This window comes from Cyclonatronum sp., from assembly GCF_022565315.1.
GTDB lineage: Bacteria > Bacteroidota > Rhodothermia > Balneolales > Cyclonatronaceae > Cyclonatronum.
This window is the reverse complement of the sequence record NZ_JAIUMX010000013.1, coordinates 1-23,067: the sequence shown is the minus strand read 5'-3', so window position 1 is coordinate 23,067 and position 23,067 is coordinate 1. Positions and strand designations below refer to the sequence as shown.

18 protein-coding genes are annotated in these 23,067 nt (G+C 52.1%); 7 read left to right on the top strand and 11 right to left on the bottom strand.

Annotated features, from left to right (window positions below):
• Positions 1 to 101: 101 nt before the first annotated feature.
• From LAT75_RS04105 to hemH, 8 genes are all read right to left on the bottom strand, one after another.
• A complete protein-coding gene (locus LAT75_RS04105) occupies positions 102 to 524 on the bottom strand; it encodes an ATP-binding protein (protein WP_291481356.1) in 423 nt (140 codons plus the stop codon).
• A gap of 13 nt (positions 525 to 537) precedes the next feature.
• Complete coding sequence (hemB, locus tag LAT75_RS04100; RefSeq protein ID WP_291481355.1) at positions 538 to 1,557, bottom strand: porphobilinogen synthase; 1,020 nt, start codon at positions 1,555 to 1,557, stop codon at positions 538 to 540.
• Between the two features lie 134 nt (positions 1,558 to 1,691).
• Positions 1,692 to 2,624 carry an oxygen-dependent coproporphyrinogen oxidase gene (gene hemF / locus LAT75_RS04095; protein WP_291481354.1) on the bottom strand — a complete coding sequence of 311 codons (933 nt, stop codon included), beginning with the start codon at positions 2,622 to 2,624 and terminating at the stop codon, positions 1,692 to 1,694.
• 285 nt (positions 2,625 to 2,909) lie between these two features.
• The gene (gene hemE / locus LAT75_RS04090; RefSeq protein ID WP_291481353.1) at positions 2,910 to 3,959 is read right to left on the bottom strand and encodes a uroporphyrinogen decarboxylase; all 1,050 of its coding nucleotides are present in this window, start codon (positions 3,957 to 3,959) and stop codon (positions 2,910 to 2,912) included.
• A 145-nt stretch (positions 3,960 to 4,104) separates the two neighbouring features.
• Positions 4,105 to 4,815: a uroporphyrinogen-III synthase gene (locus LAT75_RS04085; protein ID WP_291481352.1), complete on the bottom strand. Its 711-nt coding sequence runs from the start codon at positions 4,813 to 4,815 to the stop codon at positions 4,105 to 4,107.
• Between the two features lie 2 nt (positions 4,816 to 4,817).
• On the bottom strand, positions 4,818 to 5,747 hold the full coding sequence (gene hemC, locus LAT75_RS04080) for a hydroxymethylbilane synthase (RefSeq protein ID WP_291481351.1): 930 nt from the start codon (positions 5,745 to 5,747) through the stop codon (positions 4,818 to 4,820).
• 3 nt (positions 5,748 to 5,750) lie between these two features.
• Positions 5,751 to 7,007, bottom strand: a complete 1,257-nt coding sequence (gene hemA, locus LAT75_RS04075; RefSeq protein ID WP_291481350.1) for a glutamyl-tRNA reductase — start codon at positions 7,005 to 7,007, stop codon at positions 5,751 to 5,753.
• A 15-nt stretch (positions 7,008 to 7,022) separates the two neighbouring features.
• The gene (gene hemH, locus LAT75_RS04070; RefSeq protein ID WP_291481349.1) at positions 7,023 to 8,159 is read right to left on the bottom strand and encodes a ferrochelatase; all 1,137 of its coding nucleotides are present in this window, start codon (positions 8,157 to 8,159) and stop codon (positions 7,023 to 7,025) included.
• Positions 8,160 to 8,869: 710 nt separating this feature from the next.
• Between hemH and LAT75_RS04065 the strand changes: the two genes are divergently transcribed.
• The 3 genes from LAT75_RS04065 to LAT75_RS04055 are packed head-to-tail and all read left to right on the top strand — an operon-like array spanning position 8,870 to position 14,243.
• On the top strand, positions 8,870 to 12,604 hold the full coding sequence (locus tag LAT75_RS04065) for a sensor histidine kinase (RefSeq protein WP_291481348.1): 3,735 nt from the start codon (positions 8,870 to 8,872) through the stop codon (positions 12,602 to 12,604).
• A 46-nt stretch (positions 12,605 to 12,650) separates the two neighbouring features.
• Positions 12,651 to 13,028 (top strand): response regulator, encoded by a 378-nt coding sequence (locus tag LAT75_RS04060; protein WP_291481347.1) that lies wholly within the window; start codon positions 12,651 to 12,653, stop codon positions 13,026 to 13,028.
• A gap of 39 nt (positions 13,029 to 13,067) precedes the next feature.
• On the top strand, positions 13,068 to 14,243 hold the full coding sequence (locus LAT75_RS04055; protein ID WP_291481346.1) for a SpoIIE family protein phosphatase: 1,176 nt from the start codon (positions 13,068 to 13,070) through the stop codon (positions 14,241 to 14,243).
• A 14-nt stretch (positions 14,244 to 14,257) separates the two neighbouring features.
• Here LAT75_RS04055 and LAT75_RS04050 read toward each other — a convergent pair whose 3' ends face one another.
• The 3 genes from LAT75_RS04050 to LAT75_RS04040 all read right to left on the bottom strand — a co-directional run bounded on the left by LAT75_RS04050 (position 14,258) and on the right by LAT75_RS04040 (position 17,609).
• Positions 14,258 to 15,460 (bottom strand): lycopene cyclase family protein, encoded by a 1,203-nt coding sequence (locus LAT75_RS04050; RefSeq protein WP_291481345.1) that lies wholly within the window; start codon positions 15,458 to 15,460, stop codon positions 14,258 to 14,260.
• A 49-nt stretch (positions 15,461 to 15,509) separates the two neighbouring features.
• The gene (locus tag LAT75_RS04045) at positions 15,510 to 16,337 is read right to left on the bottom strand and encodes a hypothetical protein (RefSeq protein ID WP_291481344.1); all 828 of its coding nucleotides are present in this window, start codon (positions 16,335 to 16,337) and stop codon (positions 15,510 to 15,512) included.
• A gap of 360 nt (positions 16,338 to 16,697) precedes the next feature.
• A complete protein-coding gene (locus LAT75_RS04040; RefSeq protein WP_291481343.1) occupies positions 16,698 to 17,609 on the bottom strand; it encodes a tetratricopeptide repeat protein in 912 nt (303 codons plus the stop codon).
• A gap of 164 nt (positions 17,610 to 17,773) precedes the next feature.
• Between LAT75_RS04040 and LAT75_RS04035 the strand changes: the two genes are divergently transcribed.
• The 4 genes from LAT75_RS04035 to LAT75_RS04020 all read left to right on the top strand — a co-directional run bounded on the left by LAT75_RS04035 (position 17,774) and on the right by LAT75_RS04020 (position 22,937).
• On the top strand, positions 17,774 to 18,604 hold the full coding sequence (locus tag LAT75_RS04035) for a DUF481 domain-containing protein (protein ID WP_291481342.1): 831 nt from the start codon (positions 17,774 to 17,776) through the stop codon (positions 18,602 to 18,604).
• A gap of 222 nt (positions 18,605 to 18,826) precedes the next feature.
• Positions 18,827 to 19,369 (top strand): thioredoxin fold domain-containing protein, encoded by a 543-nt coding sequence (locus LAT75_RS04030; protein ID WP_291481341.1) that lies wholly within the window; start codon positions 18,827 to 18,829, stop codon positions 19,367 to 19,369.
• Between the two features lie 11 nt (positions 19,370 to 19,380).
• On the top strand, positions 19,381 to 21,210 hold the full coding sequence (locus LAT75_RS04025) for a cytochrome c biogenesis protein CcdA (protein ID WP_291481340.1): 1,830 nt from the start codon (positions 19,381 to 19,383) through the stop codon (positions 21,208 to 21,210).
• Between the two features lie 242 nt (positions 21,211 to 21,452).
• Entirely contained in the window at positions 21,453 to 22,937 is a 1,485-nt protein-coding gene (locus tag LAT75_RS04020) for an ectonucleotide pyrophosphatase/phosphodiesterase (RefSeq protein ID WP_291481339.1), read from the top strand.
• The last annotated feature ends 130 nt before the right edge of the window (positions 22,938 to 23,067 follow it).

The following is a 23,067-nucleotide window of genomic DNA, read 5'->3' as shown; positions in this document are numbered from 1 at the left end:
ATCGAATGAAATGTACAGCTGAGGCTTGAACACTGTGTGAATGCATTACGTTTTATTAGATCAGCTCATATCCGGTTCCGTACTCAGAGCTGCGGCTGTTTTCAGCGCCGCCAGTATTTTTTCAGGGTTAGCGTATTCACGTTTTCGTGTGTGTGATAAGAAACCTCATCCATCACCGTATGCATTATACTAAAGCCAAAGCCTCCCTCTGGCAGAGAGTCAGGATCTTCCAAAGATAGTTTCTGTTCGATTGGCTGTATCCCTTTTATATTCGTAAGGCCTTTATCCGAAATACTGATGAGCACATAATCACGTGTAAAAGAGAGATAGATGGAAATATACCGGTTGGGTTTGTCAAGGTAAGCATGCTCCTTCACATTGTTGAGGGCTTCTACGACCACAAGCCTGATATTACATGAGTTAGGACTGCAAATGTCATTATCATGACACAGGTTCTGAATCCGCTCAGATACTGCAAGTATATCGCTTGTTGTGCTTTTAATATGGAAGTCCCACGATCTCAAATGACGGGCAGCTTCATGTTTGGAGGTTGGTGAGCAGCCTTGCGGCATCTTTTGCGAAGTAGGTCGCAATAAGATCAGCACCGGCGCGGCGGAAAGCAAGCAGCGACTCCATCATCGCCTGCTCCTCGTTCAGCCAGCCGTTCTGAGCGGCAGCTTTAATCATGGCGTACTCCCCTGAAACCTGATAGACCGAAACCGGCACGTTCACGCTTTCGCGTACTGCCCGCACTACATCGAGGTAAGGCAGGCCGGGTTTCACCATCACAATATCTGCACCTTCCTGTTCATCGAGCTGAGCCTCGCGGATTGCTTCGCGGATGTTGGCCGGATTCATCTGATAGGTTTTCTTATCACCGAAGCCGGGTGCTGAGTCGAGGGCGTCCCGGAAGGGGCCGTAAAAGCACGACGCATATTTGGCGCTGTAGGCCATGATGCCGGTGTGGATATAGTCTTCGGCTTCGAGGGTTTTGCGGATTGCAGCAATACGGCCGTCCATCATGTCGGAGGGCGCAACGATATCAGCCCCGGCCTGAGCGTGGCTGAGCGCCATGCGGGCGAGCACTTCAACGGTTTCGTCATTCACGATCTCACCGTTTTCCACAATGCCGTCATGGCCGAAGCTGGAGTAGGGGTCGAGGGCTACGTCCGTCATCACACACAGCTCCGGCTGCGTTTCCTTCACGAGCCGGATGGCCCGCTGCATCAGTCCGTCGGTGTTAAGGGCTTCGGTGCCCTGATTGTCTTTGCGTTCGTCGGGTACTTTTACAAAAAGCAGTACCGAGCGGATGCCAAGGGCATAAAGCTCCTTTATTTCTGCCGCAAGCAGATCGAGGCTAAAGCGGAAATAGCCCGGCATCGACACAATCGGATCCCGGGTGTTTTTGCCCTCTACAACAAAAAGGGGAGCAATGAACATAGCAGGATGAAGGTGATGCTCAGTTGTCATCTCCCGCAATGCATGCGTCAGCCGCGTTCTTCTGCCCCGTATTGACGGAAAAGATCCTTGTGGATTCGGTAATATTCTAATACTCATTTCAATATATCTTATTTAGGAATGATAGCTGTTTTAGCCGCACATTCCAATTTTCTATTTACAATTAAAAACCCTTTATCGGCTTCTGAGCCCCCTGTAGTATAGCATTACGGGCCCAATTCAGCTCATGCTGCTCAGGGTTTACCGGCGAGCCAGTCTCGCGGGTTTTGGAGTACTTCCACCAGCCGGGCTTCGTCGGAGCCCGGCTGCACTTCGGGGCTGTAATCCCAGCGCACGCGCGGTGGCAGGCTCATGAGGATACTTTCAATGCGGCCGTTTGTTTTCAGGCCGAAAAGCGTGCCGCGGTCGTGCACGAGGTTGAACTCCACATAGCGGCCGCGGCGGAGCTCCTGCCAGTAGCGGTGTTCGGGCGTCCAGCTCAGGTGCTTGCGCTTTTCCGCAATCGGGATGTAGGCTTCGGTGAAGGCGTCGCCGCAGTTTTGGGCCAGCTGAAACCAGGTTTCGAGGCCGTCGGCGGCGTCCTGAGCACGGCGGTAATCGTAAAAGATGCCGCCTATGCCCCGGCCCTCGCCCCGGTGCGCGTTGTGGAAGTAGGCATCACACTGCTTTTTGAACTGCGGGTACAGAGCCGGATCGATCTGATCACAGGCCTGCCGGTGGGTCTGATGGAAGTGGCGGGCGTCTTGATCAAATAAATAGTAGGGTGTGAGGTCGGCGCCGCCGCCAAACCAGGCATCTTTGGGCGCTCCGTCGGGGCCGTCGTAAAGCTCGAACATGCGGTAGTTGGCGTGCACGGTGGGTACGAATGGATTTTCAGGATGAAGCACGAGCGAAATGCCCGCTGCAAAAAACCATCCTTCCGCGGTGCCGAACTGTTTTTGGATGAATTCGGGAAGCGCGCCGTGCACCACAGACACATTCACCCCGCCTTTTTCAAAAACCCGGCCGTTCGCGATTACGCGGGTGCGGCCGCCCCCGCCACCTTCCCGCTCCCAGAGGTCTTCCTGAAACTTTGCGCGCCCGTCCGTTTTTTCGAGCGCCCCGCAGATGCGGTCCTGCAATCCGTAAATATAGTCCGTAAAACGATTTTTGAGCGGTTCTGACAACGGCTTACTCCTTAATGATGAATCAGATTTTGATGAACAGCCTGAAAATAAAACATCTGCGGCAAAACCGCATTCCGGTTCAGGCCCCGTTTGGCCTGCCGGATCAACAGCGACAGAGAAACTGCCGGATACACCCGCTGCATTTCAAAATCGTAGCGGCGCCCCGACCGGTAGCGCCTGCCTCAAAAAGCACGGAGCATGCCGTAGGTTTGGGAGTGTTCACAAGCACGAAAGACCGTGATGCGCACGGAATTCTCCCCAAAAACTACAGTAGGCAGTGCTGCCTCAGTTTTTGGGCTGCCAGCTTTTTACGGCTTCGAAGAAAGCGCGGGCATGATCGACCGGAACAAAGGGCAGGATGCCGTGCCCGAGGTTGGCGATGTAGCGCTGCGCTCCGAAGCGGTCGATCATGCGGTGCACCTGTTTGGTGATATCCGCCGGGGACGACAGCAGCCGGGCAGGATCGAAGTTTCCCTGCAGCGTTATTTCGTTGCGGGTAAGCTGCCGCGCATATTCCGGCGTGATGCACCAGTCCACGCCGAGTGCCGCGGCTTTGGTGCGGTAAGCGATGCCTTCGAGCGCGTACCAGCTGCCTTTGGGGTAGAGAATTAGCGGAACTTCGGTGACCTCGTCTGAAATGCGTTTCAGGTAGGGGAACGCTATTTCGTTGAAGTCTTCGGGTGAGAGCAGCCCGCTCCAGGAATCGAACACCTGCACGGCCTGTGCACCGGCGGCAATCTGCGCCTTCAGATAACGGATAGTCGTTTCGGTGATGACCTCCAGCACGTGCTTCGCAGCCTCGGGGTACTGAAAGTAAAAGGCTTTTGCACGGGCGAAATCTTTGGAGCCGCGGCCTTCCACAAGGTAGCAGAAGAGGGTCCAGGGGGCGCCCGCAAAACCGATGAGGGTCGCCTCGCCGGCAAGCGCGTGCCGGGTAAGGGTGAGGGCTTCCATTACGTAGTGCAGGCGGTCGTGCACATCGGGCACGGCAAGCGCGAGGGCCTGCTCCGGCGTGGAAACCGGCGTGGGGATACGCGGGCCCTCACCGGGGTTGAGGGTGACTTCCACGCCCATGGCCTGCAGCACCACCAGAATATCCGAGAAAATGATGGCGGCATCAGGGGCGAAGCGCCGGATGGGCTGCATGGTGATTTCGCAGGCGAGGTCGGGCGTTTCCACCCGTTCGAAGAAAGAATATTTGCCGCGCAGCTCCATGTATTCGGGCAGGTAGCGGCCGGCCTGCCGCATCATCCAGACCGGCGGACGCTCAACTTTTTCGCCGCGGAGGGCTTTTAACAGTAAATCGTTTTTTAATTCCGGGAAGGCGTTGCTCATAACGGGTTCGTTTTTTTGTTTTTTCGGGTGATGGGTTTCCGGCCCTCATCCCGCTTCGGGTTAATTCAGTTTCCTGAAAATCAGGTTTGGCACTAATGTACCGGGCTTAAAATCAGCACAGATTCGGGTTCGGACACAGCAGCCATCAGCCTGAAAAATAAGCATGAACAGCCTGTAATAAATGCCTGGTTGAGGGCTGCGGTGCTTCAATAATAGTTTGGAAGCCGGCCTGCTGCAGCGCCAGCGCGGTTGTGCCGCCAATGGCGAATGCAGGAAGCGAAGCGCCGGGCTTTTCGCCGAGCTGCAGCCAGGCCTGCACCGCACTCGGGCTGTAAAACGCAAGGGCGCGGATATCAGCCGGGATGCTGACGGGTTTGAGCGGCTCGGTTTTGTAGCACGAAATATGATGGTAGCGGATGCCGGCGGCTTCGAGCTCTTCGCGGGCTTCGTGCCGCGGACTTTCGGCGGCAAAGTGCCAGACCGCGGCAGATTCGGGCAGGTTCGCGGCCATCATGCGGCCGGTTGCGCGGCCGTGCTGCTGCGCGGCATCGGGCTGATGAACGCTCAGGCCGGCTTCGGTGAGCAGGGCCGCGGTCCGCTCACCAACAGCGAAAACCGTGCTGTTTTGCGGCAGCTCATCCTTCAACCTCAAAAAAAACGGGACTGCATTCCGGCTCGTGAACAACAGGGCGTCGGGCTTGGGAAGGGAGCGGGTTTGGGCAAGAACTTCTTCATCCCCAAAAAAAGAAATTCCGGTGAGCGCCGCCTGAGCGGCTTCAATGCCGAGCTTCGCGGCTGCCGCGGTTTCTTCGTCAGAAAGGCTGCGCGTAAACCAGACCCGGATCGGCGGTTTCACGGCTACTCGGGGTCTTTGCGGATTTCCGCGAGGATATCCATTACCGTTTCGCGTGCCATCATGGCTTCGGCGGCGCGGTCGCCCAGGCTTGCCGCATGCTCTACCGGCATGTTCATGGAAATCTCTTCGCGCAGGCTGCCGTCAAGCGAGGTAAGGACAGCCTTAAGCTGCAGCTCGCTGCCGTACATTTGGGCGAAGGCGCCGAGCGGTGCGGAGCAACCGCCTTCGAGTACCTGCAGAAACCGGCGCTCGGTACGGGTGCACAGCGCCGTTGAGGAATGGTGAAGCGGGCCGAGGGCGCGGTTCAGGTCGGGGCGGTTATCGCGGGCCATTACGGCTACGGCTCCCTGCGCGGGCGCGGGTACCATCCATTCGAGGTAGGCAGAAATGTTACCGTCGAGGCCTACCCGCTTGAGTCCGGCGGCGGCGAATATGGCGCCGTCCCATTTGTTTTCATTCAGCTTACGCAGCCGTGTGTGCACATTGCCGCGAATATCGGTGAGGCGGTGCTTCGGGAATTTACCCAGCCACTGACCGCCGCGCCGGTGGCTGCTCGTAGCGATGACTGCCTCGTAGCTTTCATCGTGGAGGAAATCAGCGTCTTTGCGGGCAACGAGCACATCGCGGGGGTCGTCGCGTTCAAGAATGGCAATAACAGCAAGACCCTCAGGGGTGAGGGTCGGGATGTCTTTGAAGGAATGTACGGCGATATCAACTTCGCCGCGGAGCAGGGCATCGTCGAGGGCTTTGGTGAAGACGCCCTTGCCTCCGAGCATGGGGAGGGGCGTATCGAGTACCTGATCGCCTTCAGTTTTGATAAACACAAGTTCGCTTTTGTAGCCGTGCTGCTTAAGGCCTGCAGCGACATGCTCGGCCTGCCAGGTAGCGAGGATGCTGTCCCGGGTGCCGATCCGGATGGTTTTAGCCCCCATTGCTCAGATTTCGTCCCCGATTTTGTACATATCCTGAATGATGCGGGTCACTTCTTCGGTACGACCCTGATTTTCTTTGAGATGCTCGATCGAATGCGCCACAATTTTATTGATGATACGCTGTGTGAGGTGTTCGACCTGAAGCATGGCGTCTTCATTTAATTTATGGCGGAAGCGCTCAATTTCCTGACGGCGGATCTGATCGAACTTGGTGTTGATAGCACGGATGGTCGGCACAACGCGAAGCTCGGAAAGCCAGGTGCACCACTGCTCAAATTCATCTTCGATGATTTGCTCCACAAACGGAATGTTGGACTGACGTTCGCGGAAGGTTTCATCGAGGGTATCGCTGAGCATATCCATGTTGATAAGATGCACAAACGGCAGCACACCAACTTCATCTGCTATATTGCGGGGAACTGAGAGATCGATCATCAGCTTTTCGCCGCCCTCGGGGTCGCAAAGCTCCATGTGCCCGTGATTGATCACCGCGTGAGAGGCGCCGGTAGCTACAATAATGAGATCAGCGCGCGCAATTTCGATATCAATATTTTTGATGGGGGCAACATTCACGGGGAATCGCATGCCGAGGCGCTCGGCGCGGGTCATGTTCCGGTTGATGACCGTAACATCGGAGGCGCCCATGGCAATCAGGTTCTTGCAGGTCACTTTGCCGATTTTGCCTGCGCCAACGAGCAGCACTTTTTTGCCGGTGAGTTTCTTCATGCGACGCTTGGCCAGCTGTACGGCCGCGTACGCCGTTGAAGCAGCACCCATGCCGAGGGAGGTTTCGTTGCGGGTACGCTTGTGTGTGCGGCTCACGCTCTGCATGAGGCGGTGCACAACCGAATCGGCCATGCCGAGATCGGATGAGAGCCGGTAGCCTTCTTTCACCTGCTTGATAATCTGAAGATCGCCCAGAATCTGAGCTTCAAGCCCGACTGCAACGCGGTAAAAGTGACGGACAGCGTGTTCGCCGTGCCGGATAAAGCCATACTCTTTAAATTCACTTAGTGAGCCCTTGGCGTGCTTACAGAATAAAATCGACAGCAGCTCCGCATCAGAAGTAGTTGCAAACACTTCGGTACGGTTGCAGGTCGAAACGATTATCATACCCCCGATACCCTGCGTTTTAGCATCTTCGAGCATGGTTGACTGCTCTTCCCAGGAAAGGCTGAATTTCTCCCGGATACGCACATCTGCAAGGCGATGATTGATACCAATAAGCGTAAATTTTTCTAACAGTATGCTTTTATCCATATACAGATTGAAGGATTAAGAAGCGACCAGCGTACGGGCCGTTTCTTCAGATGCAGCGGTGTGTTCTGCATCAAGTACATTCGACATAATTTTGAGTGTTTCATCGGCCAGGGCTTTGATGAAAAGCGGATGGTCGTTCAGGCCGGGCATTACTTCAAGACCCTCGATATGAAGGTTTTCTTCTTCGATGGCTTCGCGAAGCTCAATGTTAAGCTCCATTGATGTTTCGATATGATCCGTCACGAAAGCGACCGGAATCATAACCATGTGCTTAATGCCGTAGCGGATGAGGCGGAACACGAGATCTTCGGTATTAGGCTGTGTCCATTTCTGGGGACCTACACGGCTCTGGAAACCGAGCCAGTACTGCTTGTCGCGCCCGCGAAGTTTCATGACGGCTTCTACCGTTTCGTTGATCTGCCGGGTGTAGGGGTCGCCGCTTTCCACTTCGATGAGCGGGGTGCCGTGTGCGGTAAATACGAGATGCACCTTGTCGCGGTCTTCGGGGCTGAAGCGCTCGAGGGCTTCGTTGATGCGGTCGTTCATGGCATGAAGGAAGTCATCATTGAGGTAGTAATCCTTCACAATGAATTCCTGCCAGTCCACTTTTTTCTTCCAGGCTTTGTGCTCTTTCTTCACATCTTCCCAGTCGCGGAAGCTGCTGCCGGAGGTCGTCCAGGAAAACTGCGGATAAAGCGGGAGCAGCACAACATGATCCATGCCGTCTTCCCGGATTTCATTCATCACCTGATCTGCAAACGGCAGCCAGTAGCGCATAGCCGTATAAACTTTAAAATTATGCTCAGGCACGTTCTGCTTGAAATACTTTTCGAGGCTGCGGCGCTGCAGCTCTGTGAGCCCGTTGATAGGCGAGCAGCAGGTTGACACCACCTTGTTCTGCCGGTTGAAGCAGTACTTGCTGCCGGTACAGCCTTTGGTGCAGTAATTGATTTCCTGATAGTTCTCTACAATTTTTTTGGCTCTGATGGTAGAAATGAGCTTTGCAAGCTTGTCCTGCCAGAAACCTCCGCCCAAACGGATGATATCGGGATCACGGAACAGATTGTAAAGGAAAATTTTGATGTTATCCTCAGAGGTCGGGCCGCCGAGGTTCATTAAAACTACGCCAATATTCTTCTTCGTATCGCTCATTACTCAGGTTAAAAAATTACAGTTAAAGTATGAAGGTCAGCTTCTCAACAGACGCTTTACAGGTGTCTGTAAAGTTCACTTTTTATATGAAGTGTGAATGAAGAAGAGGTCACGCCACGAGAATAATCTTATATTCGGATAAGAATATACGATTACCGGGTTGTTTTCGCCAAAATCAGGTTCTAAATAGATTTAATCTACATAAATCAGACGTCAGAATGTAGGTTTGGGCATCCTGAAACATGCTCCGTTTCAACAAAAAAGGCAGGAACAGGGTCTGATTGCTATCTTGTGTAAAACCATTTTCGGGGTCGTGCTGTATCGTGCTGTAAGGACACAAAGATGCAGCTTAACTGCCTGTGCAGCAGGCCTGAAAAGGCTTCTTACATAGGTTTCCCGGCAGACTTCAATACCGCTTAACGAACTGAAAAGAAGGCTGCTTAGGTGTTCTTTATCATGTTTACACTGCCGTGCCGGTCTGCTAAAAAATGCTTACTTTCCTTTGGTTTAATAATCGAAACAATAGTTTTTAGCGTAAAAAAATACCTTATTCTTAAACTTCTATCTTTCGAATTAAGACTAAGTTATCATAAATCTATCCGGGTCTGCCTTCAATCAGGCTCCCAACTGTTATCGCTTTAAGCCTTTTTATGGCTTTATCTGTTTTTCAAACGAATGTTTTTGCTTAACCATCTGCATTTCATACCTACATGACTCCTACTCATAAGTCAAAGCCGAACATCCCGCTGCCATTTTTTTGGTTTGTGTTTCTTTCGGGGCTGTCTGTTCTTTCCTGCCAATCCGGTATTCAGGACACACAGCCGGCCCCTGCTCATGCTGCTGAAATAGCAAGCGGCTTCAAGCTCGACCCGGCTCAGCTTCAGCAGCTTTCAGCAACTGAAATTCGTTTCAGCAACTTTGAGCGGATTGAAGCCGGTCCGCCGGAAATTCATCCGGCGCTTGCCAACATCTACCAAAGCGGCATTCCGGATGTAATAACTGCCACAGCACCCGCTGAATTGGGTTTAGCAGATGAGGGCGAACATGTTGAAGCAACACATACTACTATACGCGCTGGTTTGCCCGAAACGGTGATTGCCCGCGACATGGCAAGCCGGGACCATAACCCTGCAAACATCAGCAGCTTCGGCAAACTGCAGGGGTTGCGGCAGAACAATGTTGTAACCCTCACACAAGATAACTACGGCAATCTTTGGTTTGGCACCGCAGGCGGGCTCACCCGTTTCGACGGCTCCGCCTTTTCTCATTATGATACCGAGCAGGGGCTGCTGAACAATTTTGTACGCTTCCTCTTTACCGACAGCCGCGGCCACCTTTGGATTGGCTCAGAGGGAGGGGTAAGCCGCTACGACGGGCTCCGCTTCACCCACTATACCACCCAAAACGGACTAATCAACAATGCGGTAATCAGCATTACCGAAGATACAGACGGGCGTATGTGGTTCGGCACCCGGGGCGGCGGCATCAGTGTACTCGACGGCGACAGCTTTATCCATTATACTGCAAACGATGTGTTAACCGGCAATGTGGTATGGCACCTGCTTCGCGACAGCAAGGGCGTTATCTGGGCCGCGATACGCGGTGGCGGAATTGTGAGCTTCAAAGAAGGCACCTTCCGGCATTACGGCACCGAACACGGGCTGGCACATAATGCTGCCCTTTTCCTGTATGAAGACCGTGACGGAAACCTCTGGACCGGTACCGAAGGCGGCGGGGTAAGTAAATTCGACGGGCAGCAGTTCCGGAATTACGGCACTGCTCAGGGGCTATCCAACGATGTGGTGATGTCGGTTACGCAGGATGCCTCCGGGAATATGTGGTTTGGTACCCTGCAGGGGCTCAGCCGCTACGACGGAAGCACCTTCATGCACATCAGTGAAGCACACGGGCTGAAAAGTGATGTGGTCTTCACCCTGCTTACCGATAAAACCGGCAACCTGTGGATGGGCACACGCAGCGGAGGACTCAGCCGCTATAACGGCGACGTTTTCAGCCACTTCACTACCCGCGACGGGCTTAGCATGAATGTGATCGTAAGCTCCCTTCAGGATTCGCGCGGGAGGCTCTGGTTTGGTACCGAAGGCGGTGGCATCAGCCGTTTTAACAAAACTGATGACGGGAACCGTGCCTTTTTTGAGCATATCGGAACCCGGCAAGGGCTGAGCATGAACAATGTAATGAGCCTGCACGAAGACCGTTTCGGGCGCATCTGGATCGGCACGGCCGGTGGCGGCACCCACATTTACGACAACACCCGCCCCGACCGTGAACCTGAGATTATTTATGTGAATGTGCCCGGTTATTCACTTGGCTTCGTATTTGACATTTATGAAGACCGAAACGGTACCCTTTGGTTTGGTACAACCGGCGGTGTGGTGCGCTTCGAGCCGGCCCCGGGCAGCAACGGGCAGACAGGGCGATTCACGCAGATCGGTGTAGCCGAAGGCCTCAGCAGCGATAACGTATTCAGCATCACAGAAGACCGCCGGGGAACTTTCTGGTTTGGCACAAGCGGCGGGCTAACGCGCTTCACCCCTGATATTGAAGGAGGGGAAGGAAGGTTTTACCATTACTCGATGGATAACGGCCTAACATCCAACCTCATCTGGTCGGTTTTTGAAGACAGTAACGGAATTGTCTGGCTGGGCACTCAGAGCGGAATAACGGCCTTTCTGCCTGAAAACCAGCCGTCAGAAACAGCCGCGCGGCTGGTACGGATAACAGAGCAGCAGGGGCTGATTAACAACGATGTGCGCAACATACTCGAAGACACCAACGGCAACCTTTGGTTTGGCAGCAGTTTTGGCCTGAGTGTACTTTCCCCGCTAACAACCCGAACCCTGCTGGCCCGCCTCACTTCCGGTACCACACAAGCTGATGAAGTTTTTTTCCGCAACTTCAGCTATGAAGACGGTTTCCTGGGCATAGGCAATTTCCGCAACACCATTCTTGAGGATGATGAAGGCCTGATCTGGATTGGATCGGGCGACCGGCTAACTGTGCACTACCCGGCCTCAGAAGCAAGGCTGGCTAACATCCCGGCTCCCAACATACAGCTCACGGGAATCGAGCTTTTTAACGAACAGCTCGACTGGATGAATCCGGCTCTTGAAGAGGGCCGCACCATTGAGCTCGCCAACGGTATTGAAGTGCGCGACGTACGCTTCAGCGGGCTTTCGCCCTGGTATCACCTGCCTGAACAGCTCAGCCTGGCCTTTAATAACAACTTTATGAGCTTCAACTACGCGGGTATCAGTATGCATCAAACGCACCGCATCAAATACAGATACAAGCTCGAAGGTATGGATACAAACTGGAACCCCGTAACCGAACGAACAACGGCACCTTATGGCAACGTACCTCCGGGCCGGTACACCTTTCGGGTAAAAGCCATGAACAGCGACGGTTTGTGGAGCGAAGAACTGACATTTCCCTTCATCATACGGCCTCCCTGGTGGCAAACCATTTGGGCCTACTCGTTCTACACCCTCTTTTTTGCCGGCACCCTGTTCGGTCTGGTACAGTTTGAGCGCCGTCGCCTGGTTGAGAAAGAACGCGAGCGCGCAAGGGAGAAAGAACTGGAACAGGCACGGGAAATTGAAATTGCCTACAAAAACCTCAAAGCAACGCAGGATCAGCTCATTCAGCAGGAAAAACTGGCCTCACTGGGGCAACTCACCGCTGGTATTGCCCATGAAATTAAGAACCCGCTGAACTTCGTGAACAACTTCTCTGAACTGAGCATAGAGCTGATTGAAGAAATTTACGAAGAGCTCGAAAAGCTCGGAGAAAGCGACACAAGGGAAGAAATCGAAGACATCCTCGGGGATATAAAATCAAACCTGGAAAAAATTTATCAGCATGGCAGCCGTGCCGACGGCATTGTGAAATCCATGTTGCTGCACAGCAGGGGCGGCTCAGGCAAAACTGAGCCTGCCAACCTTAACAGCATCATTCAGGAATACATGAATCTGGCCTTCCACGGCATGAAAGCAGGCAAAAATCCCATCAATGTGGGCCTGAAAAAAGAGCTGGACGAAAACATGGGAGACATCCCCCTGATTACGGAAGACTTCTCACGGGTACTCATCAATATGTACAACAACGCCTTTGATGCCATGCGTGAAAAAGTAACGAATGAGGGTGAAAACGGCTATCAGCCGCTGCTTACGGTACGCAGCCGCAAAACGGAGAACCGTGCCGTTATCGAAATTGAAGACAACGGCCCCGGCATCCCCGAAGAACTCAAAAACAAAATTCTGCAGCCTTTCTTCACCACTAAAAAAGGTACGCAGGGTACCGGTCTGGGTCTTTCAATCACAAACGACATCGTGAAGGCGCACGGCGGCGAAATCAGGATCGAAAAACCCGCTGACGGAACCGGAACGCGCTTTGTAATCTCCATTCCTGCTTCACAAATCTGAGCCCTCCTACAACATAAGCCCTGGAAATCCCCTAAATCTTTGTATTATGAAAATTCTCGTAGTTGATGACGAACAGGATGTTGAACTGCTTTTCAGGCAAAAGTTCCGCCGCGAGTTAAAAAAGGGGCTTATCGAGCTGGCTTTTGCTTTTTCCGGTGAAGAAGCCATGCAGGTACTTGCCTCCGGGGAAGCTTTGGATACCGTATATATTTTCAGCGATATCAACATGCCGGGTATGTCGGGTATTGAGCTGCTCGAAAAGGTAAACCAGGCCTACCCTGAAATCAAAGTCTGCATGATTTCAGCCTATCACGACAGTGAACACTACGATCAGGCCATCGCTGCCGGTGCACGGCAGTTTTTTTCCAAACCGATAGATTTCACCTCTATCAAAGAAGAGATTCACAAATATCTTAACATTTAGCCGCAAGCATTAATTTGTTCAAGCCTCCAACACATTTATATGTCTGAAAAATGTTCCAAAATCCTCGTTGTTGATGACGAACCGGACCTGCAGCTGCTGATGAAGCAAAAATTCAGACGGCAGATACGTAAATCCGAATATGAATTCTTCTTTGCAGAAGACGGCGTTCAGGCCCTTGAAATCATTCAGCAGCATGAAGAAATTTATCTGATTCTCAGCGATATCAACATGCCCAATATGGATGGGCTCACCTTCCTTAATGAGGTGCAGAAACTTAACCGTCGTGAGCTCAAAACCATTATGGTTTCTGCCTATGGCGATATGGAAAACATCCGCTCTGCTATGAACGGGGGTGCCTACGATTTCGTGACCAAACCCATCGATTTTAACGATCTTGAGACAACCATCGGTAAAACCCTGGAAGAAATTGAACAATACCTCACGGCTGTGCAAACCCGGCAACAGCTGGAAGCACTAAACTACGATCTCGATATGGCCTCGCGGATTCAGCAAAAACTGCTGCGCCGCGATTTCCCGGTTTATACCAACGATGCCCGTTTTCACATTCATGCCGGCATGCTTGCAGCTAAATATGTAGGCGGCGATTTTTATGGCTTTTTCAAATACGATCCCGATCATCTTGTATTTTATGTGGGTGATGTATCCGGTAAAGGCATGCCTGCTGCTATTTACATGGCCGTTTGCCAGACCATGCTCAAAGCCATCGGCTCACAGATTCTGAGCCCTGCGGAAAGTATCACAAAGGTTAACCGCATGCTGATCCCCGAAAGTGACATCACTACCTTTGTGACGGTGTTTTACGGAGTGCTGAACCTCACAACCGGCGAACTTTCGTACTGCAACGGCGGCCACAACCTGCCCTACCTGCAGCACGCCGACGGAAGCGTTACCGAACTTGAAGATGTGGGAGGCCTGCTGATGGGCAAATTCGACGGAATGCCCTATTCCGAAAAAACCATTCAACTGAAACCCGGCGATACGCTTGTAACCTTCACCGACGGGGTAACGGAAGCCGAAAACAGTTCCGCTGAAATGTATGAGGAGGAGCGTGTTATCAGCTACCTCGAAACCCACCCGAAAGAAAATACTGAGCAGTTGGTAAGCGGGCTGTTTGAAGAAGTGGAGCGGTTTGCCGGTGATGCGCCGCAGTCAGACGACATCACGGTTCTTGCTGTACAGTACAAAGGCGGGTAAAACCTGTATGTTTTTTAGGATGATGTGCTTCGGGGTGCAATCCCGCCCCGAAGCAGCATATCAAGATTCCGGCCCCCGGCGCGCAGAAAAGGCAGCCATGGCACAGATGCCATCACCCGAACATCTTCTGAGAAAACCGTTTGCTCGTCAATGAAGCGGAGCACCCGCTCGATGGGGTTGTTAGCAAACAGAGCCTCAAATACAGGCACAATCAACTTCTGATCGCGGCTGAGGATATCGAGCAGCATCAGGTCGTAAATCCGGTAGCGTGCGGAAGAATCTGGCTGACGCCTTGGCGAGCCATGAAGTGCCAGTGAATCAGCAATATGTTTTGCCTGCCGGTGAATCCGGGAGAAGGCATAGCCGGTTGAAGCCTTCGGAATGCCGGATGCTGTTCCGGTAAGATGCACCCGTTGGCCGGCTTGCGGCCGGTAAATGCTGTCTGCCATAGGTATCACGCCGGATTCGCTTCGGGTGATGCGGTACCTGCCCTGCTGCAAATTATAATAACGGTTCAGGTAGGCCGTGATGGCGGCATCATAGGCTTCCTCCGGCAGTTTTGCCGGTGAAAAAAGCGTGTATTCCACCAGGGCTTTAGTTTCTGAATAAGGCAACACATAAAAAAAAGTAGCCCCGTCGAGCTGCTTCACGCGAAAGTCCATCATTCGGGCTGTTGACGGATCAAAAACCGGTGCGTCTGTTTCAATTTCTACCCCCTTGAAGTGCTGCAGCAACCGAAAACGGGCCCGCTTCAGGTCAGGGTTGCCATAGCTTTTGAAGAAATACTGCGCCGTTAGCGGCCTGCCCCCTGCATCAATTTTCACACCGCTTTTTGATTCGCCAAACCCGCCGATCTGAGCTTCAATTACATCAACCTGATGCATTTGCCGCAGCGCGTGCATCATTTTGGCAAAGTAGTCTTCACCCTGAACACAGTAATAGCCCATTGTACTGAGCGGCACTTTTAGTGCCGTTTTTCCGGCATAAACTTCGAGATGCTGCCAGCTGTAACGTATGCTTACCGGGTCAGGCAGGGCATCTTTGGCCCAAAAGCACCAGGTTTTGCCCGCAGCATGGTTTTCGTCTTCGGGGCTTTGAATCAGCGCCACGGATTTATCAGCCAGCCCCGGATGGGTAGCAATGTGCCAGCACAGAGAAAGTCCCGAAAGACCCGCGCCACCAATCACATAATCATAATGACGCTGTGCAAAAGCCATTTGTTGCCGTTGAAAAGGCGGTTAAGTGAAATCTGATCGAAAACCTGAATCAGTGCGGGAGCATAGCTGCAAGAATCTGCCCGTCGTGCTGGGAAATCCCGGCATACCACACATCATTCCATTTCCAGGAAACTACGTCGTGGCCATTGAATTTCTTGATATAGACATCATTGTGTGCTTTAATCGTATCAAAGGCTTCCTGCAGCGGATGCAGATGCGGATGCGCGTCGAGATTTACGAGCTCTGCCGCAAAAATAAAAATGTACGTTTCATCAGTCGTTTGATAGGTAAGCAGCGGCGTATGAAACCCTTCAAAAAAATCAGCATAGGTAACACCAACGAAAGTTGTATTCAGCAGCTCAGGTACCGTGATATTGCAACCGTAGGTGTTTTTGAGGTACTGCTGCGCTTCATAGGTCGTATCCGGTGAAATAGCCGGCTGAATGAAACGACCGTCAAAACTTGCGAAGTGCGTGTAAGTCAGCTCTTCAAAGGAATAAGTTGTTAGTCCTGAATTTTCAGACGGCATAAACTGCTGCACCAGAAAAATTAACAGTGACATCACCAACAAAGCGGCAAGCGGCATCATAAATCTGTTCTGACGCGGTTTTGCCTGACTGTTCTCTCTCAGGAAAGGATTCGTTTCGGCTTGTTCGGCCTGTAGTTTGGTTTGAATGGCATCAAACAGATGCGCCGGGGCCTGGATTTTTTTGCAGTGCCTGCTAACAATTTGTTTAATGAGCTGCTCTTTTTTTATTGCAGTCTGTATATCCTGATCAGCAGCGGCAAGCTCAAGGAGGTTTTTCTCCTCTGTACTGTTGAGCTCACCGTCAACATAGGCTGTGATCAGTTCACTTAAATTTTTTTTCTCCTTCATAGTAGGTACTGCAAGATTCTGATGTGTTATAAAACTAAACCCTACGGCTATGTACGTAAATCAACTGTGGGCTATTGATCTGTAACAGCCTTCACACTTTCACTGTTCCGCAAATACAGTAAAAAATAAATCTTCTGCAAAAAACTTAATATCAAAGTTTAAAAACAGATTTTTGGCTTCGCTGAAAGATCAAATCATGCTTCATCTGAACCGGTAAACCCGGGAACCGGCTTTTCTGACTGACACCACCGAAGGGAAACGGTTGCGGATTTTAACTGACTACTCCCTTACATAATGAAGCCCGCTGACCCTGAACAGGTTAGCGGGCTTTTTTGTGCAACACATCAGGCGCGCTGCCTGTTAACCGGAAGCCAGCAATGCTTTAACTTCCTTCATACGCGTATCGAGCAGGTCATACAGCTCAAGGGCGTAAAAATTACCTTCTTTACGGCCTTCGAGCTCAGTAAGGATTTCATCAAGACGCTTCACGAGCCGCTCAGATTCAAAGTCTTCTGACATCTCTATGTACCGGCTAAGCAGCTTGCGGTCCTTGCGGAAAGCTTTTTCAAAATGGCGGAAAGCCTGCTTGGTGTAATCAGGGAGTGCGCTCATAATCAGCCCCATATTGAACTCAGAGACAACACTGCCTGTTTCCAGGGTTCTGGCTTTTTTGATGTCGCGCAGGGCAGCTTCGGCATCCCCTTCAAAGAAATACGCAAGCCCTCTTGATGACAACGCCTCAATCTGCTGCGGGTCTTCTTCAAGAATGGCCGAAAAAGCTTCGATAGATTCCGGGTATTTGCCGGAATCGTAGAGCAGTTTGGCTTTCTGCAGCAAGGCAAAATCATTTTCGGGATCATGCCGGATTGCTTCGTCAGCATCTGCCAGGGCTTCATCCCATGCCTTACGGTTACGCAGCAGCATTGAGCGAACGAGGTAAGCTTCTGTGTAGGTGTTATCCAGCTCAAGTGCTTTGTTAGCATCTTCAAGAGCGGCGTCGTTATCCTCGAGAGCGATATGGGTTTCAGCTCTGAATTTGTAAGCCGCTTCAAACTCCGGATTTTTTTCTACCGCAAAAGTAAAAGCATCCAGGGCTTCCTCATAGTTCTCATCCCGCTGCTCCGAAACCCCAAGAATAAACCAATCTTCGGCATCTTTGTCGTTATTGCTTTTTGCAATAATCTGCTTGCAGAGGGTTTTTAGCGCTTTTTGCTGTGATTTATTGAGTTCCCGGTTATCCAGCAGCCAGGGGAGCAGTGTTTCTTTGGTCATATTTAAATTTAGCGTTGTGTCGTGTGATGGTTATTTTCAGCAAAGGCTGAATCAGACAATCCTGTAATTTTGCCTTTCCCGGATTTTTCACCCTAAAAGCAGGCGAATCCGACAATGGGTTAAGTTATCCTTTATTTCATTCTTAGTACAACAACAATCTTTTTATGCCTAAACACAGCCACGCCGCCTCAGCCTTCCTTAAAGACCCAAAAGCAAGCCTGCTTCCTCAGACCGGGCTTCTTGTTTTACTGCTTCTCATTTTCATCATCCCGCAACCCGTAAGCGTGCATGCACAGGTGCTGAATATTGAAAGCCTGCGCATGGAGGCCGACACATCCAAAAGTTGGGCCGGGAACCTGAGTTTTGGCTTTTCGGCGAGCAAACAAGACAGCGAAACCATTCAGCTTAACAGCAGCGCTACCTTAATTCACTTTGGGAAAGTTCATTCCCACCTCATGCTCACCAACCTCAACCTGCTCACAATCGACGACGAACTTGTAAATAACGGTTATGTTCACCTGCGCGGCACTTATTGGTACCGCCGCACATGGTCTCCGGAAATTTTTACACAGCTCCAGTACAGTGAGGATTGGGGTCTGAGGAGGCGTGCCCTGCTTGGCGGGGGCATGCGGCACAACACCGTTCAGACCAACAGCTTTACAGCAGGCATTACCAGCGGGCTCATGTACGAGCATGAAGTATGGCGCCCGGAAGAAGCTCCCCGCGTTGAATATAACCGCCTGAAAAGCACAACATCCCTGCTGATGCGCGGCAAACTGACGCCTACCACCAACCTGTATATAGTAGGTTACTACCAGGCTGAGCCGCAGCGCTTCGGCAGCCCCCGGCTCACCGCAGATGCAGAGCTTCGATTCCAAATCAGCCGGCTGATACGCTTTAGTGCGCAGTTCAGCACCACCTACGATTACAACCCGCCACCTGATGTTGTAAGCTGGATTTACAGCTTCCGCAACAGCTTCAGCTTTGTTTTTTAGGGTGATGCCGCCAGCTGCGGTAAACCAGGGTTTCATGCCCGTAAAATCTGATCACAGCTGTTTAATCTCCCGATTGCAGGGAACCGCCACAAGGCTAAGCGGTTTACAGCATTACGCAAAAAGCCTTATCTTATTTAATTATACTTTTGCCGATATCTGATTTCCATTTAAGGATCCGGCTGTAAATCTTAGAAGCCTGTGAAGGCCTCAACCAACTGATCTATGACCAACAAAATCTTTTTTCTGCTGCTCTTTTTACCCGCTTTGCTGTGGGCCTGCAATCCGCCCGAAATTGAGCGGCGCATCCCCAGTGAGTTCCTGGGCGGCGAGCGAATCGTGCCCGAAAATGCCTTCACCGGCTGGATCGGTCTGGAACAGGCCATCGAACAGGCACGTGAAGCCGACAAAAAAATCCTGATTGATGTATATACCGACTGGTGCGGCTACTGCAAAAAGATGGAAGCTGAAACCTACACGCGCGACCGGGTTCAAAGTGCGATTAACGAGCATTTTTATGCCGTACGCATCAACGCAGAATCCTCTCAGCGGATTAACTACCTTGGCCAGGAAATGAGTATGAGCGACTTTGCCATGGGCCTGGGAGTTACCGGATTTCCGACCACGATTTTCCTCACTCCCGATGGTGAGCCCCTCGGCTTTCAGCCAGGTTTTATTGACTTCAATACCTTCGAGCGATTGCTCGTGTACGTAGGCACGGAAGCTTACGAGCGTAATATTTCATTCGATCAATTTACCCTCGACTGAAAGGAGCCTGCATGAAAGTTTTATCAAATATCCGAATTATGCCTCTTAGTATGCGGCTGTTCATCCTCTTGCTGCTATTGGCCGGCCCGCAGCTTCGCACTGCAGGTGCACAGTTCATTTCCAGTGCCGACAAGATGAACCCAAGCGTTGCCTTAAACGTGGATCAGGTTGAGCGTGGTGCCGAGTTTAAGGCCGTTGTTGAACTCAACCTCGAATATCCCTGGCACGTGAACGCGCACCGGCCTACCCTCGAGTGGCTCATCCCTACTGAACTGCAGCTACGCCGTTCCGAGCACATCATCCTAACGGACATTCGTTATCCGCCACCGCTCACGCTTACTTTCGGCTTCGCAGATGAGCCCCTCGATGTGTACGAGGAAACATCCCCCATTTACCTGAGCCTCCGCACCTCCTCTTCCACGCCTGTTGGCGAGTACATTCTTCGGGCGGACCTAACCGTTCAGGCCTGCGACGACATGCAATGCCTCGCCCCCGCAACCGTCGAAATTGAGATCCCGATTCAGATTGTGGAAGCTGGCGCCGGCATGTCCCCCGTTAATGAAGCACAGTTTCTGGCCTTCGACGATGCAATGATCGGTGGTGGCGCTCAGGGCGATATTTCAGCCTTGTTCGATGGCGGGCTGTGGCTGGCATTTATCGGAATCTTCCTCATAGGCCTGGCCCTGAACCTCACCCCCTGCGTGTACCCGATGATTTCGGTAACCGTTTCCCTCTTCGGCGGGCAGCAGGACGGCAACACCCTGCGCGTGTTTGGCAAGGCTGTGGTGTATGTGCTTGGTATCGCCACCATGTACTCCGTGCTTGGTGTTATAGCCGCCCTCAGCGGCGGCCTGTTCGGCAGCTGGCTCCAAAGCCCCTGGATGCTCGGCTTTATCGGCTTTCTCATGTTCGGGCTTGCACTAAGCATGTTCGGCCTGTACGAAATTCAGATGCCTTACTGGCTTACGAGCAAAATCGGAGGCAGCGGCAACACTACCGGCCTGGTCGGCCTATTTATTTCAGGGCTTGTTGTGGGCATCTTCGCGGCACCCTGCGTGGGCCCGCCCATCATCGCGCTGCTTGCCTACGTGGGCACAGTGGGCGACCCTGTGTTCGGGTTCTGGGTATTCTTCGTGCTCTCGCTGGGCCTTGGCCTGCCCTACCTCATTCTGGGAACCTTCTCCGGCCTCATGCAGAAACTGCCAAAATCAGGCACCTGGATGATTTGGGTGAAGAAACTTTTCGGAATCGTTCTGATTGGTGTCGGAGGCTTTTACCTCGGCCTTGCGCTGTTCCCGCAGTACGTACAGTGGGTTATTGTGCTCACGCTGCTCATCGGCGGTATTTACATCGGCTTTCTGGAGCAGAGCGGCAAGGGTAAAACCGGATTTACGGTTACCAAGTATGCCACCGGTCTGGTTTCCATCGCGCTCGCCGTTATGTTTTACATGAACCTTCAGAAAGAAGGCATCGTGTGGGAAAGCTACTCAGAAGACAAACTCGCGCTTGCCCTTGAGAGGGGTCAGCCTGTGATGATCGACTTTTACGCCGACTGGTGCATTCCATGCCTTGAGCTCGACCGCATTACCTTCACTGACCCCACCGTGATTGAAGCTACTGGAAATATGATGCGCCTCAAGGTTGACCTCACCAATTTCGACTCCCCCGAATCAGAAGCCCTGCGGGTGCAGTACAACATAGCCGGTGTGCCAACCATCGTATTTATTGATGATCAGGGCAACGAAGTTACACAGGCAAGAGTAATTGGCTTCCTTCGCCCGAATGACTTCCTTGAGCGCGTAGCCATGGCAATGCCTTCAGAACTCACCCTGAACGAGTAGTAAGGAAGCAGCAACTATCTTTCTTCTTACAAGGCAGTTACTTCGCACTGAGGTAACTGCCTTTTTTGAAGAATGAAGGGTGAGCAAACCCGAACGTACTGCTGATACCGGCTGTTTTAAAAATACCGGAAGCATCATATGCTAACTATTTGGTTCTCAACTATTTGAAATTATTTCAACAGCTTATCAGTAAGTCGCATTGTCCATTTTTATTATTATAGCCAGATATGCTAAAAAAGAGGATGACAACACTTTTTAAACTCTGGATAGCGTCAGTAATCCTGATTCTGATTCTGTTTCCGCTTTTGCCGGCAATTTCAATCGCAGAAAACGCTGCGGGAAATCACGGCAATACAAACGATGATCAGGGCGTGGCGGAATTCCGGCCGGCACACGTTCTCGTTATCAGCATCGATGGTTTCCATATGGGGATGCTTAGTGAGCATACAACGCTGCTTCCGAATATTTCCGCCCTCGCCGAACGCGGAGTGCAGGCCGAAGGGCTCATCCCCACTAACCCTACCCTCACCTGGCCCAACCACACCAGCATGGTAACAGGCAGCGGCTCTGCCCGCCATTCCGTTTTGTTTAACGGCATGGTTCAGCGCACCAACGGCAGTCTGCCCCTTCGGTTTGAAGCCAGCCTACATAAAGAATCGCTTGTAGCCGCAAGAACTGTTTATGACGATGTTTTTGAAGCCGGAAAAACGGCTGCTGCAATCAACTGGCCGGGCACAGTCGGGGCAACAGCCCTGAGGGATAACCTCCCTGATGCCCCCGACCCCATCGGTAATGCAAGCGAAGAACTTCTCTGGGATCTTTTTGATGACGGCCTGCTCGACGACTTCACCAGCTTTGCGCTCTGGCAATACGACCATGCCGGCCGCGACACATTCTGGGCCTCAGCAGCCGGCTGGCTGATCACCAACCGTATGCCCGAGCTGCTGCTGCTGCATCTCCTGAATTTGGACTCTATGCTTCACCGGAATGCGACAGATTCTCAGGAAGCTCTCGACGCGCTTGTACACACCGACGAGCTGGTCGGGCTGCTGCTCCGACAGCTTAAGGATGCAGGACTATATGAACAAACAGCGGTTTTTCTGGTTTCTGATCATGGTATGACGAACACGCCGCAAACCCTTTTACCAAACCGCGTGCTACAGCAGCATGGTCTTCTTGAGGTAAATGAGAAAGGCCGCATAGCCGGCGGGCGGGCAGAAGTTTTCGCCAACGGCGGTTTCGCGATGGTTTATTTTCAGAACCCCTGGGATACGGCCCTGATTGAAGAAACCGCGCAGTTATTCGAACAAACCACAGGCATCGAGCGAGTTGTGCGGGAAGCCGATTTTGAAGCATTCGGGCTGCCCGATCCGCAGCAGCATCCGCAGGCAGGGCAGCTTGCACTGTTCAGCAGCTGCGGTACAGCCATGAACAACGCCGTAATCACGCGCACGCATCAACAGGAGTTCATTGTACCGAGTGCCGGTAACGATTTCGCCCTTGCCCATCACGGGTTTTTAAACGAATGCGACTGCATGAGCGGTGTATTTATCGCCTATGGTAAGGGTATTCTCAGCGAGCTACGCCTTGAGGCTTTTTCAATCGAAAGCCTCGCCCCAACCATCGCTCTGCTGCTTGATGTACCCTTCGAAAGCGCGGAAGCCCAGCCCCTCTACCAGGTGCTGGTACCCGCTTTCAGAACAGAACAGGTGACCGACAGCAAATAGCGCCTCTTAATTTGCTTTCCGGCACCTTAGAAGTTTAAGGTGCCGGGCTTGCTTCATCCCCGCGCAGCTCTCTCACCCACGCCATCATTACGCGATAGGCTTCATTCCGTACCGGCTCTCGTGAGAGGAT